1 protein-coding gene is annotated in these 1,262 nt (G+C 45.1%); it reads right to left on the bottom strand.

Annotated elements, in window-relative coordinates:
- Positions 1-8 precede the first annotated feature (8 nt).
- Positions 9-1,186, bottom strand: a protein-coding gene (locus tag BCT81_RS11375; protein WP_102424366.1) for an IS3 family transposase whose coding sequence is annotated in 2 segments (ribosomal slippage) — positions 9-919 and positions 919-1,186 — 1,179 coding nt in all. Because the reading frame shifts where the segments join, the coding sequence is not laid out codon by codon here.
- Between the last annotated feature and the right edge of the window lie 76 nt (positions 1,187-1,262).

Raw genomic sequence — 1,262 nt, 5'->3', positions numbered from 1 at the left:
TGAAGTGGTCAAGTAAAACTGGCCACAGTTTTATAAGGGAACCAGAACTGTCGTTCTGACTCATTTGGGGTTAATCCACCGTTATATTGATGTGGACGATGCTGGTTGTAATAGCCAACTAGGTAATCAGTTATTGCTTGCTGTGCCTCTGTAAAACTTCTATAGCCATTCTTTGGTACCCATTCCGTCTTCAAGCTTCTGAACACTCGCTCCATAGGACTGTTATCCCAACAGTTCCCACGACGACTCATACTCTGAGTAATTCGATATCTCCATAGTAACTGGCGATACTTCTTACTCGTATAGTGGCAACCTTGATCCGAGTGGAACATGACACCAGACGGCTTTCTACGGCTCTCATAGGCCATGGTCAACGCCTTGCTGGTCAATGCGCTATCTGGTGAGTTAGACATCGCCCAACCGATGATTTTTCGTGCGAACAAGTCAATAACAACCGCAAGATAAGACCATCTCTGTCCCGTCCAGATGTAGGTCACATCGCCGCACCAGACTTGATTCGGTTCAGTTACCGCGAACTGACGATTTAATCGATTGGGTATATGAACATGTTCCTGTTGTGTTTTTTTGTACGCATGTTTCGGTAGCTGGCAACTGACTAAGTCTAGTTCTTTCATAAACTTACTCGCTCGATAACGACTAAGTGGAATGCCTCTCGCTGTTACTATATCTGCAATGGTTCTCGCCCCAGCGGAACCATTGCTCAGCTCATAAGCTCGGCGAACTTCGGCACGAACAAGCACACGCTCTGACGACAGAGATTTATCTCTATTTGCCCAATAACGATAGCTACTGCGATGAACCCCGAACACTTCACAAAGCCGTTTTACAGCATAACTCTTCTTGAGTTTCTCGATTATCGAGAACCGTTCAGGGAGTCTGACATCAAGAGAGCCGTAGCCTTTTTTAGAATTTCCTTTTCTTCTTCAATACGCTTGATTTTCTTTTTAAGGTCGCGGATTTCTCTTTGCTCTGGAGTCAATGGTGATGCACTTGGTGCTTTACCAGCTCTTTCCGCTTTGAGTTGCCTCACCCAGCTTTCTAGAGTGGTTTTTCCTATGCCCATTGCTTCGCAGGTTTCTTTGTAAGTCCGCCCCTGGTCAAGCACCAACTGAGCGCATTCAAGCTTAAATTCTGAGTTAAAAGTGCGTCTTTCACGCTTAGTCATAATGTCACCTGTTTTAGTATCGAGATGATCATACATCACCTCTTAATCAGGTGGCCAAATTCACTATGCCACTACA

Origin of the sequence: Vibrio sp. 10N.261.52.A1 (assembly GCF_002876325.1) — a bacterium.
In the GTDB taxonomy this organism is placed as follows: domain Bacteria; phylum Pseudomonadota; class Gammaproteobacteria; order Enterobacterales; family Vibrionaceae; genus Vibrio; species Vibrio chagasii.
This window is presented reverse-complemented; position numbering and strand designations above follow the sequence as displayed.